Annotated in this window: 13 protein-coding genes; 4 read left to right on the forward strand and 9 right to left on the reverse strand. The window is 63.1% G+C overall.

All coding sequences use genetic code 11. From position 1 onward, the window contains the following. Positions 1 to 22 precede the first annotated feature (22 nt). On the reverse strand, positions 23 to 913 hold the full coding sequence (locus QMX89_RS01610) for a dihydrodipicolinate synthase family protein (protein ID WP_282346225.1): 891 nt from the start codon (positions 911 to 913) through the stop codon (positions 23 to 25). A 107-nt stretch (positions 914 to 1,020) separates the two neighbouring features. Here QMX89_RS01610 and QMX89_RS01615 point away from each other — a divergent pair, with 107 nt between their 5' ends. Then, on the forward strand, positions 1,021 to 1,656 hold the full coding sequence (locus QMX89_RS01615; RefSeq protein ID WP_282346227.1) for a LysE family translocator: 636 nt from the start codon (positions 1,021 to 1,023) through the stop codon (positions 1,654 to 1,656). A gap of 98 nt (positions 1,657 to 1,754) precedes the next feature. Here QMX89_RS01615 and QMX89_RS01620 read toward each other — a convergent pair whose 3' ends face one another. Beyond that, complete coding sequence (locus QMX89_RS01620) at positions 1,755 to 2,945, reverse strand: HAMP domain-containing sensor histidine kinase (RefSeq protein WP_161804281.1); 1,191 nt, start codon at positions 2,943 to 2,945, stop codon at positions 1,755 to 1,757. 181 nt (positions 2,946 to 3,126) lie between these two features. Between QMX89_RS01620 and QMX89_RS01625 the strand changes: the two genes are divergently transcribed. Next, positions 3,127 to 4,752, forward strand: a complete 1,626-nt coding sequence (locus QMX89_RS01625; RefSeq protein WP_282346228.1) for a methyl-accepting chemotaxis protein — start codon at positions 3,127 to 3,129, stop codon at positions 4,750 to 4,752. A gap of 27 nt (positions 4,753 to 4,779) precedes the next feature. On the opposite strand, the gene QMX89_RS01630 is transcribed toward QMX89_RS01625, so the two are convergent. Beyond that, positions 4,780 to 5,220 (reverse strand): TspO/MBR family protein, encoded by a 441-nt coding sequence (locus QMX89_RS01630; protein WP_049859256.1) that lies wholly within the window; start codon positions 5,218 to 5,220, stop codon positions 4,780 to 4,782. Between the two features lie 96 nt (positions 5,221 to 5,316). Further along, the gene (gene cynR, locus QMX89_RS01635) at positions 5,317 to 6,198 is read right to left on the reverse strand and encodes a transcriptional regulator CynR (protein WP_282346232.1); all 882 of its coding nucleotides are present in this window, start codon (positions 6,196 to 6,198) and stop codon (positions 5,317 to 5,319) included. A gap of 126 nt (positions 6,199 to 6,324) precedes the next feature. Between cynR and cynS the strand changes: the two genes are divergently transcribed. Both cynS and QMX89_RS01645 read left to right on the forward strand, forming a co-directional pair. Beyond that, the gene (gene cynS / locus QMX89_RS01640) at positions 6,325 to 6,792 is read left to right on the forward strand and encodes a cyanase (RefSeq protein WP_049859258.1); all 468 of its coding nucleotides are present in this window, start codon (positions 6,325 to 6,327) and stop codon (positions 6,790 to 6,792) included. Positions 6,793 to 6,817: 25 nt separating this feature from the next. Next, positions 6,818 to 7,291 (forward strand): nuclear transport factor 2 family protein, encoded by a 474-nt coding sequence (locus QMX89_RS01645; RefSeq protein ID WP_049859259.1) that lies wholly within the window; start codon positions 6,818 to 6,820, stop codon positions 7,289 to 7,291. Positions 7,292 to 7,348: 57 nt separating this feature from the next. On the opposite strand, the gene QMX89_RS01650 is transcribed toward QMX89_RS01645, so the two are convergent. From QMX89_RS01650 to QMX89_RS01670, 5 genes are all read right to left on the reverse strand, one after another. Next, positions 7,349 to 8,266, reverse strand: coding sequence for a dihydrodipicolinate synthase family protein (locus QMX89_RS01650; protein WP_282346238.1), 918 nt, complete (start codon positions 8,264 to 8,266; stop codon positions 7,349 to 7,351). Between the two features lie 95 nt (positions 8,267 to 8,361). After that, positions 8,362 to 9,084 carry an amino acid ABC transporter ATP-binding protein gene (locus QMX89_RS01655; protein WP_049859262.1) on the reverse strand — a complete coding sequence of 241 codons (723 nt, stop codon included), beginning with the start codon at positions 9,082 to 9,084 and terminating at the stop codon, positions 8,362 to 8,364. Beyond that, a complete protein-coding gene (locus QMX89_RS01660) occupies positions 9,077 to 9,727 on the reverse strand; it encodes an amino acid ABC transporter permease (protein ID WP_282346242.1) in 651 nt (216 codons plus the stop codon). The genes QMX89_RS01655 and QMX89_RS01660 overlap by 8 nt, the downstream gene beginning before the upstream one ends. A gap of 10 nt (positions 9,728 to 9,737) precedes the next feature. Continuing rightward, positions 9,738 to 10,403, reverse strand: a complete 666-nt coding sequence (locus tag QMX89_RS01665; RefSeq protein WP_282346244.1) for an amino acid ABC transporter permease — start codon at positions 10,401 to 10,403, stop codon at positions 9,738 to 9,740. After that, a complete protein-coding gene (locus QMX89_RS01670) occupies positions 10,396 to 12,180 on the reverse strand; it encodes an aconitase family protein (RefSeq protein ID WP_282346328.1) in 1,785 nt (594 codons plus the stop codon). The genes QMX89_RS01665 and QMX89_RS01670 overlap by 8 nt, the downstream gene beginning before the upstream one ends. Positions 12,181 to 12,184: the final 4 nt, after the last annotated feature.

A 12,184-nucleotide genomic window follows, 5' to 3' on the forward strand; every position in this document is an offset into this window, starting at 1 on the left:
CGAGACAGGGCAATAACGCGCCTCAGGCCAGCTGCAGTGTCTTCAGGACCTGTGCGACTCGCTGGGTCGATGGCCCGTCCAGCCCCTTGAGCGGCAGCGGCAGGCAGTTCGCTGCGGCATGGCCGAGGACTTCGGCGGCCGTTGCGATGACTCTGAGGCTACCGTACTCGCGAAACAGGGCCCACAACGGTTCGAGCCGGGCCGATTCTTCAAGGCCCCGCTCGGCCTGCCCGGATCGGCTTGCCTCGACCAGTGCCCGTGCGGTTCGCGGAAACAGGCCGCCCATCACGGAGTACCACAACTCACACCCTGCATTCAGGCCGTTCACTGCGGCCGCATCGCCACTGACCCCGATGCTGACGTGACGGGGGATGACCGCCCGCAGGCTCGCGACCCTGGCTGACGCCTGTGCCGGGTCGGCCGGGACAGCCGGGATCTTGATCGACGCGATGTTGGGCAGGGCGGCGATGCGCCCGTGAAGCTCGTCGGTGAATTGGAAATGCGTGGTACCGGGGTTGTCGTAGACCACCAACGGCAGCGATACCCGGTGGGCGACCGTTTCATAGAGTTCGAACACTTCATCCGCACGAAGCGCCTGATAGCTCACCGGCGGCAGCAGCAGCGCCGACACCCCGGCAGCCTGGGCATCTTCGGCCAGCAGCAGCACGTCCCGCGTGGCGACCGCGCCGATGCCGACGATCACAGGCACGTGACCTGCCGCGGCGACGGCCAGTTGGGCGGCGAGGCGCCGCTCCTCGCGGTTGAGATAGGCGTAGCTGCCTGTCGATCCCAAGGCGCCGATGGAACCGACCTTGACCGACACCAGGTTTTCGATCAAGCCGACGAAGGCGTTTTCGTCCACCTTGCCATCGCGCAGCGGGGTCAATGGGAACGCGCTGAGACCTGTGAACATGCAAGAGCTCCTCGGTATTGAAAGTGGCGGCTGGGGATACTTCAAAGCGTGACGGTACTATAAGGTATCCAAACCGATAACCTGCCGCCTTGGAATGGAGTCCTTCAATGTCATTCGATATTCACCTTCTACTGCTGGTGTTCGTGACCTACATCGTTGGCGCCGCCAGCCCCGGCCCCAGCAACATGCGGATCATGAGCGTGGCGATGCATCAGGGCAGACGGCCGGCGCTGATGCTGGCAGCGGGTGTCATCAGCGGTTCGTTCTTCTGGGGATCCATGGCCGCGACAGGGGTTTCCGCCGTTATCATTCAATACGCCGAGGCGCTCATCGTCTTGAAGGTGATAGGGGGCGCCTATCTGCTCTTTCTTGCCAGCAAGGCCTGCCGCTCGGCGCTGACCTCCAACGAACGCTTTGCCAACGAGTTGTCATCGGCGTCCAAGGCATCCGGATGGAAGCTCTATCAGCGTGGCCTGTTGATGCACCTCACCAACCCGAAGGCGATCCTGAGCTGGATCGCGACGATGACCCTCGGTCTGGGGCCAGGGGCTACCACTTCGACGGTCGCCATCATCCTGGCCGGTTGCGCCGTGCTCAGCGTGACCATCTTCGGCGGCTACGCGGTGGTGTTTTCCACAGCGCCGATGGTGCGCGCCTATCAAAAGGCGCGCCGCTGGATCGAGGGCGCCTTGGCTATGGTGTTTGCCGGAGCAGGCTTGAAGCTTCTGTTTGGCAGAGCGTGAGGTGGTGGTGGGTGTGGCGTGTTATATGGCGCTGGCCTGATGGAACGCACACGCCGTGACGCGGCTTGCACCGCTGCTACAGGAGCGTGGTGGCAGCGCTATCGGAGTACCGGCAATCGCACGGTAAACACGGTGTGCAGATCGCTGGAAGTAACCTGCAACTGTCCGCCATGGGATTCTGCGATCTGCGAGCAGATGTAGAGACCCAAACCCAGTCCTTCGTTTTGCCGGTCGTTGTCGGCGCGGGTGAACGGCTTGAACAGCAGATCCATCCGGTCGGGATGGATGGGCAGGCCTTCGTTGCAAAACGACAGCACCAGGCTGTCCTGCTCGATGCGTCCATCGATGCTGATCGGTCCGCCGGGTGCGCCGTGGTGTACGGCGTTCGACAGCAGGTTGGAGACCAGCTGGCTGATGCGTCCGAAATCGCACTGAACGGGTTTGGCATCGGTGTAGTGATAGCTGACATCGGCCAGCGGGTGGGCATGGCGGATTTCGGCGATGACCGGGATCAACGCTTCGAACAGGTTGTCGACGCGGTTCAGGTTGATCACGAAGCGGCTGCCTAGGCGGCAGCGGGTGAAGTCCAGCACGTCGTCGATCAACGCCGACATGCGCTTGGCGCTGCTCTGGATCGCGGCCACGAGGGTCTTGGAGCGCTTGTCGGTGACCTGCCGGTCCAGCAGATCGGCACTCATCCGCACGGCGCTGATCGGCGTGCGCAGGTCGTGCCCCAGTACAGCCACGAATTGCTCGCGCAAGCGCCCGGTTTCTTCGGATGCCCCCAGTTCGGATTGGCTGTCGTGCAGCCGCGCGTGAAGTTCCAGATGGCTGGCCAGCAGTTGTGCGAACAGTTCGAGGGTGTCGATCACGCTGGCATTTTCGACCGCGACCGGTTCCGGGTCCAGTCCGCAGAGGGTCCCTACGAACACGCCTGCTGAGGTGATGATGGGCACCGAGATATGGCTTTTGAATGTTTCCAGGCCTGGTTGGGTTTCCGGCTCGTAGCGTCCGTCGGCCAGAACGTGCATGCCTTCGCCGTAGGCAAGCGACTGGCGACGCTGGCGGACTTCGTTGCACAACGTCTGTGCAAGTGGCCGCTGATCGCCCGGGCGTATGTCCAAGTGGGCCGAGTCGTCCACCGCGTAGGCGACCCAGCGCGTGGCGGTGACCCTGGCCACTGCCGCAAATCTCAGACCGGTCGCCTCTTTGACCAGGCGCAGAATGACGGGGATGACGGTCATTTCGGCAGGTGGCGGGAGCGAACCCTCGTAATCGGCGTTGGACATGCGCGGACCCATTTTCGTTGAAGCGGGCGATTATACATAGGTTGCCCTTGAATGGCTGTACAGGCATACAGCTGGCCTGTTCTCGCGCTTGCTTACATTTGCCCAGAGCCCTCTAGCTCAAGTGTTTGCGCCACAGGCCGATGACTGAAGGCATCAACCCCTGATCGCAATGGAATCCTGCATGATCATTCGACGCCTGAACCTCGCCCCCCGCGCTATTGCATTCTTCTCGGCCATTGTCGTGGTCGTCATCCTTCTTGGAAGTCTCTCCATCGTCCAGATGGACAAGCTGTACCAGGCCGAGCAGGATGTGGAAACGAACTGGATGTTGGGTATCCGCGACGCGGGCCAGATGAACAGTGGGCTCTTGAGGTTGCGGCTCGAAAGCATGCGCGGCGCCACCACCACCGATTCCGCGCTTCGTGAACAGACGATCGCTGCGTTTCCCGGCTATCGCCGTGCTTTTCAGGAAACCATCAAGCACTACGAAAGCACCGTTGCCAGCGACGATGACCGCAAACTTTACGACTCCATACGTTCCGATGCGGCTGCGTATGACCAACTGCTGGGCCAGCTCGAACCCATGCTGCGCGCTGCCGACACCACGGCGGCAACCGGCCTGATCAACACGGCCATTCGCCCGCTGACCAACACCCTGGAAGGCAAGGTCAACGAGCTCATGGCGCTGAACGACCGCGGTGCCACCGACGCCGGGGATGCGGCGCTCGCGACCTTCGAGTCGGGCCGTGCCTGGGTCATTGGGCTGATGGCTGCGGCCGTGCTGGCAACCATCCTGCTTGCGGCGCTGTTGATCCGCAGCATCACCCAGCCCATCCAGGAAGCCGTGCAGATCGCCCAGCGCATCGCGCGCAAGGACCTGACCGAACAGATCGTCGTGGTTGGCCAGGACGAAGCCGCCAGCATGCTCACGGCGTTGGCACGGATGCAGGCCAACCTGCGGCAGACGATCGCGCACATTTCCGACAGCTCGAGCCAACTGGCCGCCGCCTCGGAAGAGATGAGCGCGGTGACCGAGGAATCCAGCCGGGGGCTGGTGCGCCAGAACGATGAGGTCAATCAGGCGGCCAGTGCGGTCACCCAGATGAGCTCGGCGGTCGACGAGGTGGCGCGTAACGCGGCCGAAGCCGCCGACGCCTCGGCCACCACCCAATCGCTGGCGAGGGATGGTCTGGGCAAGGTCGAACAGACCCTGACCGCTATCCAGGCGCTGGCGACCAACGTGGGCAGCACCAGCACTCAGGTCAAGCAGCTGTCGGCTCGGGCGCGTGAGATCAACACGGTGGTCGAGGTGATCCGCGCCATTGCCGAACAAACCAACCTGCTCGCACTGAACGCTGCCATCGAAGCGGCTCGCGCTGGTGAACAGGGCCGTGGCTTTGCCGTGGTTGCCGATGAAGTGCGCGCTCTTGCGCACCGTACGCAACAGTCGACTCAGGAGATCGAGAAGATGATCGGCTCGATGCAGACCGATTCGGTGCAGGCCGTCCAGGCCATGGAGCAGAGCCAGCAGATGGCCAGCGATTCGTCGGCCGTGGCGCAGCACGCCAGTACCTCGCTCAGCCAGATCTCCGAATCGATCAACCTGATCAGCGAACGCAACACCGTGATCGCGACCGCCGCCGAAGAGCAGGCTCAGGTAGCGCGGGAGATCGACCGCAACATCACCAGCATTCGCGATCTTTCGATGCAGAGTGCTGCGGGTGCCACCCAGACGGCGACCGCCAGTGGCGAAGTGTCGCGACTGGCGGTCGGTCTGACGGCATTGGTGGGTGAGTTCGCCATCTGACCTGAGCCAGGCGGCGTGGCACCGAGCTCAGCGGTTGTTGCGCAGGATCGAGAAGTTCAGCGCGGCCGCCACGCACAGCCAGGCCAGGTAGGGGAACAGAATCAGCCCGGTGATCAGGTCCAGGCGGATGGCCAGAACCACCATGGCGGCGGTCACCAGCCACAGCAATACGATGATCACCAGGCCGGCCAGCAGGCGGTGGGCGCCGAAGAACACCGGTGTCCACAGGGTGTTGAGGGCGATCTGCGCGGCCCAGAGTGCCAGGACCGTCTCGCTGCCGATCAGTTGGGTCAGGCGGTAGCCGGCCCAGGCCAGCAGCAGGTAGATGACCGTCCAGGCTACGGGGAATGCCCAGTTCGGCGGGGTGAAACGAGGCTTGACCAACGAGGCGTACCACTGGCCGGGTTTGAAGATGATGCCGGTGCTGGCCGCAGCGGCGCAGGCCAGCAGGAAGATGAAGAAAACCATGATGAGTCCCTGTTCAATGACAAAAGTGCGGTGGCGAAAGGTCGCTCTCAAGCTGACGCCTGAATCAGGAAAAAGTTTGCGCCGGTACCGATGCGTTCAGTCCTGCAACCCCTTCACCAACGTGGCGAACGCATCGGCGGCGACGCTGCGATAGCCGTTCTTGCGCCGTAGCAAGGCCGCCGTGCGCCTGGGCAGCATCGGTCTGGTACGAAGCTCGTAGAGGTCATGCTGCTCGCGCACGATGGCATCGGGCAGGATGGTCACCATGCGCCCCTGCTTGATCACCTTGAGCAATATGGCGATCGAATTGGCTTCCAGAGCAATGTTGGGCGTGAAGCGCTGTTTGCGGCACCAGGCATCCACCGAGATACGCGTGGCGAAGGCCGGGGCCAACAGGGCGAAGCGCAGCGTCTGCAGATCGGCCAGGGTCAGCACCTTGTTCTGCTGACCGGGGTCCAGCGCCGAGCCTGCCGTGACCAGGCACAGCTTCTCCTCGAACAGGGGCTGCGCATCGATATCGGCGCCATGCTCGCCGGTGAAGCCGATGGCCACATCCAGCAGATCGCGGGCCAGGGCGTCGAGTATCTGTTCCAGCGACATTTCCGTAAGGCTGATCGCAACCCCTGGGTACCGTGCCGAGAAGCGGTCGATCAGCGGCGCTACCAGGTATTCGCTGAAGGTCGGCGTGACGCCCAGGCGCAATTGGCCGCGCGACAGGTCGCTGACGTCCATCACCGCGCGCCGACCCGCCTCCAGCTCTCGCAGCGAGCGCCGCGCATGTTCCAGGTACACGCGACCGGCATCGGTGGGGACGATGCTGCGGCCACTGCGGTCGAACAAGGGCACGCCCATGCTCGATTCCAGTTGCTTTATCTGTTGCGACAACGCAGGTTGGGACACATGCAGCGCCTCGGCGGCGCGGGTGAAATTACCGTGATCGGCAACGGCCAGCAGGTAGCGGATATGACGTAGCAGCACGGATTCACCATAAGTTGGAATTATGGAAATGATCTGAAATGAGTCTTGGCCATTATGGTGGGTTTTGTTGATTCTGTGCCTCCAAGCGTTACACCTGACCTTGCGTTCCCATCCGGAGAATCGACCATGTCCCAGAGCAACGTTTCCAAGGCTCCACGCCAGACCCTGACCGAGCGCGTCCTGCAGGCCAAGACCGCGAACAACCTGACCTGGGCGGGCCTGGCCGAAGGCACCGGATTGAGCACGGTGTATGTAACCGCCGCGCTGTTGGGCCAGCATCCACTGCCTCAGGCAGTGGCCGAAGTGGTGGCCGAACGCCTGGGGCTGGACGCCGAGGCGGTGGTCGAGTTGCAGACCATACCCCTGCGCGGCAATGCCGAAGACGTGTCGAACGATCCGACCATCTATCGCTTCCACGAAATGGTCCAGGTCTATGGCACGACCCTGAAGGCGCTGGTGCACGAGCAATTCGGCGATGGCATCATCAGCGCGATCAATTTCAAGCTCGACATCAAGAAGGTCGAAGATCCAGAAGGCGGATCCCGCGCCGTGATCACCCTGGACGGCAAATTCCTGCCCTACAAACCTTTCTAGGAGCATCGACTCTAGGAGCATCGACATGAGCGAAGAGAAACGCCTGCCATTGCCGCCGTTCACCCTCGAAACCGCGATCCAGAAAGTGCGTGGCGCCGAGGATGGCTGGAACTCCCGTGATGCCGCCAAGGTGGCGCTGGCGTATACCCAGGACACTTACTGGCGTAACCGCAGCGAGTTCATCGAAGGACGCGCCCAGGCCCAGGCGTTTCTCGAACGCAAATGGCGCAAAGAGCTGGACTATCGCCTGATCAAGGAGTTGTGGGCCTTCGCCGACAACCGCATCGCCGTGCGTTACGCCTATGAGTGGCACGACGATTCGGGCAACTGGTTTCGTTCATACGGCAACGAGAACTGGGAGTTTGCCGCCAACGGGCTCATGCAACGGCGCTTCGCCTGCATCAACGACCTGCCCATTGCCGAGTCCGAGCGCAAATACCACTGGCCCCTGGGCCGCCGCCCCGACGATCACCCAGGCTTGAGTGATCTGGGGCTTTGACGAGGCGTTTTCTGCAACAGTAACGAGGGCAGGCAAGCCACCTGGCCCGGGCGTGACTCAGAGACCGACGTCGGGCAGGGTGGGGCGGTTGGCCAAGGCCTTGGCCATGATGCGCTCGACGAACAGGCGGTCTTCCTCCGGCAGGGCCAGGCGCGGCGGGCGGGTCAGAGCGCTGCCGCGACCCATGATGGCTTCGCACAGTTTGATGCATTGCACCAGGTCCGCACGGGCGTCCAAGTGCAGGATCGGCATCAGCCACTGGTAGATTTCCATGGCCTCGGCGAAGCGTCCGGCCTTGGCCAGGCGGAAGATGGTTTCGCCTTCCTGCGGGAAGACGTTGGACATGCCCGACACCCAGCCTTCGGCGCCCACTGCGATGCTCTCCAGGACGACGTCATCGAGCCCGGCGAACAGCACGAAACGGTCGCCTACCTCGTTGCGCACGTCGATGAAGCGTCGGGTATCGCCAGACGAGTCCTTGAAGCACACCACGTTGTCGCAGTCGGCCAGAGAGATGAGGATCTCGGCAGTGACGTCGTTCTTGTAGATCGGCGGGTTGTTGTAGACCATCAGCGGCGCGTCGGCATGCCTGGCCACGTAGCGAAAGTGCTCGGCGGTTTCGAAGGGTTTCGAGCCGTACACCAGCGCTGGCATCAACATGACGCCATCGACTCCGGCCTTGCGCACGGCGTTGGCCGTTTTCGCGGCAGCGACGCTGGTGAACTCGGCCACGCCGCAGATGACCGGTACTCGGCCACCGGAGGCGTCCACGGCCACCTCTGTAACCGCGATCTTTTCCTCGGCGGTCAGCGAGGTGTTTTCGCCCACCGAACCACAGACCACCAACCCGGACACGCCGTCGCGGATCACGTTGGAAATCACCTGGTGGGTCTTCTCCAGGTTGATGGAAAAGTCATCGTTGAATTGAGTGGTGACGGCCGGGAATACGCCACTCCAGTTAATGCGCTTACTCATTAGAATGTCTCCAGGGATTAAGTATTTCGTATACGGTTTAAGTGAGCGGTATTGATGAAGCCGGTTGTTGCAAGTCAGCTATCGCCTGCTTGAGGCTATTTGACCGACTTCAAGAACGCAGCCGTTTCCGGCTGCAGGGGATTGCCAATGACCTGATCCGGGCTGCCGATCTCATGCACCAGGCCGTTGCGAAAGAAAGCGACACGATCGGATACATCACGGGCAAACCGAATCTCGTGGGTCACCAGCACCATGGTCATGCCGTCTTCGGCCAGCATGCGCATGGTGTCGAGCACTTCGCCGACCAACTGCGGATCGAGCGCCGAGGTGGCCTCGTCGAACAGCATGTAGTCCGGCGACATGGCCAGCGCCCGGGCAATCGCCATGCGCTGCTGCTGGCCACCCGACAGCTTGCCGGGAAAGGTGTTGAACTTGTCGCCCAGGCCAACATGGGTCAACTGCTGGACGGCCAGCGCCTCGGCCTGCTCTCGACTCTTGCCCAGCACCTTGCGCGGCGCCAGCATCACGTTCTCCAGCACCGTCAGGTGGGGAAACGCATTCCACTGCTGAAAGACGATGCCAATGCGTTGGCGCAGCCGGTTGAGATCGGTGCTGCGCTCATGAACCTCGACGCCATCGACCCGAATGCTGCCTTTCTGGATCGGTTCAAGGCCATTGATGCACATCAGCAGGGTGGACTTGCCCGAACCCGAGCCACCGATGATCGACACCACCTCACCCTTGCTCACCGTCAGGCTGACGCCCTTGATGACCTCCAGTTCGCCGAAGGATTTGTGTACGTTGTCGATCTCAATCATTTTCCTGCCACCTTCTTTCCAGACGAGCGCCCAGGCGTGCGACTACCAGGCTCATGACGTAATAGATGAGGCCGGCGATGCACAGCACCAGCAGCGGCTCCTGTATGCGCGTGACGATGGTCTGCGATGCGCGCAGCAGTTCGACGATGCCGATCCACATCACCAGTGCGGTGTCCTTCATGACCCCGAGCACCAGGTTGAGCCAGCCGGGGAAGGCCACTCGGGTGGCCATCGGCAGGACGATGTAGCGCAGGTCCTGCCAGTAGCTCAGGCCCAGCGAGCGGCTGGCGCGGCGCACCGACGGCGACACGGCCAGCACGCCACTGCGTACGATCTCGGTGAAGTACGCTGCGGCGTACACCCCCAGCACCAGGCAGCCGACGCTGAAGGCGCTGATGTTCAGCCCGGCAATGCTTTTGAACGAATTGAGCAGGACGAACTGAATCAGCAGCGGCACGCTGCGGAACACGTCCAGCACCCAGGCCAGCGGCAGGCTGGCACGCGGCAGCAAAGCCCTTAGCAGGCCACACAGCAAACCGACGAACGAACCCAACAGGATTGCCCAGAACGTCAGTTGCAGGGTGATCCAGGCGCCGTCGAGCATGTACATCAGGTCTGTCGCGGTGAGGCTGGTAGAGAACATGCGCCGCTCCTCAGTAGCGAAACAGGCGCCAGCTCAACAGTCGGGCGAGGCCGACGATCAGCTTGGCGATCAGGTAATAGAGCACCGCGGCCATGGCGAAATATTCGAAGGTGCGGAAGGTCTTGACGTTGTAGTCCTGGGTGACGCCAGTGAGGTCGTCGTTGAGACCGACCACAACACCCAGCGAGGTCATCAGAACCGCCCAGACCATCTGATTGCTGAGCGGGTAGAACACCACGCGCAGCAATTGCGGCACGATGATCATCCGGTATGCCTGGAACGCGCTCATGCCCAGCGACCGTGCAGCGCGCATCTGCGTCTCGGGCACCGCCTTGAGGCCGCCGCGAAAGTTTTCCGCCAGGTAGCCGGCGTTGTTGAAGGTGATACCGGCCAGCAGGGCCAGCCACGAGCTGACGTGCAGGCCCATCGAGCCCAGGCCGAAGTAAAGGATGTAGATCTGGAACAGCGATGGGGTATTGCGTGCGATCGACACCCAGCCGTCGCCGAAGCCGCGCAGCACCGGGTGGGTGCCGGCGCGCATTACCGTCAAGAGCAAGGCGATGAGCACACCGAAGACCATCGACAGCGCCGCGGTTTCGAATGTCACCCAGGCGCCCTGCAACATGTCGGGCAAGGCGCGCCACGCAGCCCGCCACTGAAAGGTGTAATCAAACATGGTCTGCAGGCTCCGCGGGAGAAAAGGGCGACAGCCAGGCCGGTGGTCGACCGCTGCGGGTACCGCTGCACGCGCTGTCGACACACGCGCCCAGGCTGTCGAAGTGAACCCGTCGCCCGACCAGACCCGGTGCGTAATGGGCGTACTTGCCCGAGTTGGTCATCAGGCTGCGGCAGTCCACGGGAACTACCGGTTCACCGAGCATGCACCAGCAGGTGTCGGTGATCAGCGTCGCACCGAACGCTTCGAGCGCGGCCAGGTGACCTGCCGCGCGGGCCTGTTCCAGCACCGCTCGGCCGCAGGTGATGGCCAGCACGACATCCGGGTGCTTGCGCCGGCCTTGGCAGAGGGCGGCCAGGCGGGCGAATTCGCTCAGGGAGAAATGTGGATTGCCCAGAGAGATCATCCGCACCTGGGTGTCCCGAGCGGTATTGAGTGCCTTCCAGCTCGCGAGGAGATCCTGTGGCGTGATCGACACGCAGGGCAGTGCCTCCGATAACCCGCTCGAGAGGTCCGGGTCCAGGGCTTCGGGGGTGATCCCGGCGATGTGGAACATCGGTGCGGCGCTGGTGGTGGCGAAGGCGGCGCCGAACGCTTTCAGGTCATCCAGGTCAGGATGCTGCTGGTGCAGACCGCTGATCCACGGAATACGGCTGCCGCACAGGCCGCCGATGTGATAGCCGAGCAACGGGTAGACGCTGTCATCGGCTCCAGCCAGGGGCGGCACCTGAATCTGCAGTTGCGGCCGGCGCCGCCCCGGGAGGTGGCAGCCGATCAACGGCGCGCGGCCGGTCAGGGCGATACAGATATCGAGGTAGTCGGGGTATTTCAAGGTACGTGCGCCGAGCACGCTGTTGGCGTACACCACGGCGTTGGACTCGGCCCACACCACCTGCTCGCCAAGGCCCGGCGCGCTGTCGAGCAGATAGGGAGCGCAGGTGAAGCTCAGTCGCGCGCCCATGGCCATGTACGCATCGCCCAGCGCGCTCGCGGGCTCGCCAAGGGCCGGGTCGATCCCCAGTTCGCGCCAGCGCCGCTGGTCCACCGAGATGGCGTTCAACGTGGTGGGTACCTGCACCCGGGCACCCCATTGCACCAACCGTTCGGCGAAACGCAGGCTGGCGGGACCGGTGTAGATGCACCCATCGATATGCGCCTGGGTAATGTCGATCAGTTCCCGAGCGCCCTGCAGGCGCGCCATGCGCAGGACGATCTGCATCGCCACCTGGGCTGCCTTGCCGTGGGCGCCGTCGAGCAGTTCCCGGTCGCGGCGGCTTAGTTCGATGGCGCCGTCGGCCGTATCGTTTTCGTTTTCGTTTTCGCTTTCGGCTTCGCGAGGCAGCCAAGCGTCATCTTGCGCTTGGCTGTAGAGGCTCAACGATGCGCCGTCGACTCGCGCCCATGGCTGACCGCGCAGCGTGTCGAAGGCGGGTTGTCCCACGCACAGCACGGGCAGGGAGCGGCCGAAGAAGTGCTGCGCCACCAGCACTCCCAAGGTCAGAATCTCATCGGGTTCAGCCAGCACCAACGCTGCCGGCGCGTGGGCGTTGCTGATCAGCTCCATCATGACGCTGCTGCCGGTGCAGGAACCACGACTGCCCGGAATCGCCAGAACCCGGCCCGCGACGCTCTGGCCACTGAGCGGATGGTGCCGATCGATGACCTCGCCGCTGGAGGGGTCGACCCCGCCCCAGAAGCTCAGGCCGGTGTCGGCGAACAGCAGGGCGCCCTGCGCGCTGCCATCGATCAGGCAGCGGCCACTGACGATGCCGGGCATGGTC

This window comes from Pseudomonas sp. PS01301 (assembly GCF_029960215.1).
GTDB lineage: Bacteria > Pseudomonadota > Gammaproteobacteria > Pseudomonadales > Pseudomonadaceae > Aquipseudomonas > Aquipseudomonas coleopterorum.

Coding starts and splice junctions, on each gene's coding strand:
- QMX89_RS01610 (WP_282346225.1), bottom strand. CDS start 913: ATGTTCACAGGTCTCAGCGCGTTCCCATTGACCCCGCTGCGCGATGGC.
- QMX89_RS01615 (WP_282346227.1), top strand. CDS start 1,021: ATGTCATTCGATATTCACCTTCTACTGCTGGTGTTCGTGACCTACATC.
- QMX89_RS01620 (WP_161804281.1), bottom strand. CDS start 2,945: ATGTCCAACGCCGATTACGAGGGTTCGCTCCCGCCACCTGCCGAAATG.
- QMX89_RS01625 (WP_282346228.1), top strand. CDS start 3,127: ATGATCATTCGACGCCTGAACCTCGCCCCCCGCGCTATTGCATTCTTC.
- QMX89_RS01630 (WP_049859256.1), bottom strand. CDS start 5,220: ATGGTTTTCTTCATCTTCCTGCTGGCCTGCGCCGCTGCGGCCAGCACC.
- cynS (WP_049859258.1), top strand. CDS start 6,325: ATGTCCCAGAGCAACGTTTCCAAGGCTCCACGCCAGACCCTGACCGAG.
- QMX89_RS01645 (WP_049859259.1), top strand. CDS start 6,818: ATGAGCGAAGAGAAACGCCTGCCATTGCCGCCGTTCACCCTCGAAACC.
- QMX89_RS01650 (WP_282346238.1), bottom strand. CDS start 8,266: ATGAGTAAGCGCATTAACTGGAGTGGCGTATTCCCGGCCGTCACCACT.
- QMX89_RS01655 (WP_049859262.1), bottom strand. CDS start 9,084: ATGATTGAGATCGACAACGTACACAAATCCTTCGGCGAACTGGAGGTC.
- QMX89_RS01660 (WP_282346242.1), bottom strand. CDS start 9,727: ATGTTCTCTACCAGCCTCACCGCGACAGACCTGATGTACATGCTCGAC.
- QMX89_RS01665 (WP_282346244.1), bottom strand. CDS start 10,403: ATGTTTGATTACACCTTTCAGTGGCGGGCTGCGTGGCGCGCCTTGCCC.
- QMX89_RS01670 (WP_282346328.1), bottom strand. CDS start 12,180: ATGCCCGGCATCGTCAGTGGCCGCTGCCTGATCGATGGCAGCGCGCAG.